Origin of the sequence: Flintibacter faecis, from assembly GCF_014287875.1 — a bacterium.
Lineage (GTDB): Bacteria > Bacillota > Clostridia > Oscillospirales > Oscillospiraceae > Lawsonibacter > Lawsonibacter faecis_A.
Window position 1 is genome coordinate 1 of sequence record NZ_JACOPN010000037.1, and the last position, 634, is coordinate 634.

Annotated in this window: 1 protein-coding gene; it reads left to right on the plus strand. The window is 55.2% G+C overall.

Features of this window, described 5'->3' with window-relative positions; translation table 11 throughout:
- Window positions 1-634, plus strand: a 634-nt coding sequence (locus H8S55_RS13900) for a MobA/MobL family protein (RefSeq protein ID WP_186879362.1), incomplete at both ends; no start/stop codon positions are given.

The following is a 634-nucleotide window of genomic DNA, read 5'->3' on the forward strand; positions in this document are numbered from 1 at the left end:
TTTTCCCTTGAGGAAAACATCGCTCTTGCAAGGCAATTTTTATTGGAGAACTTTGTGAGCCGGGGCATGGTGGTTGACTTCGCCGTACACCAGCCAGACCGGGAGGACGGCGGCATACCCAATCCACATTTTCATGTGCTTTGCCCTATCCGCCCCATCGAGCAGAACGGCAAATGGGGGCTAAAGCAACGCCGGGTGTATGAGCTGGACGAGGACGGCAACCGTATCCGGGACCAGAACGGCGAGTTTGTTTTCAACGCCGTTCCCACTACCGACTGGGGCAGTCCCGAAACGCTGGAATACTGGCGGCAGACATGGGCAGAGTTATGCAACGCCAAGTTTGCGGAAAAGGGGCTTGACGTTCGTATCGACCACCGAAGCTATGAGCGTCAGGGCGTAGAGCTTCTTCCCACCGTCCATGAGGGCGCAACCGTCCGGGCAATGGAGAAGAAAGGTATACGCACCGAGAAAGGCGAGTTCAATCGCTGGATCAGAGCGACCAATGCCGTTATCCAGGACATTAAGAAGAAAATCGCTCTCCTGTTTGATTGGATTGCCGAAGCAAAAGCGGAGCTTGCCAAGCCGCAGGCACCCGACCTTGTTTCTCTGCTGAACGCCTATTACACCCAGCGCA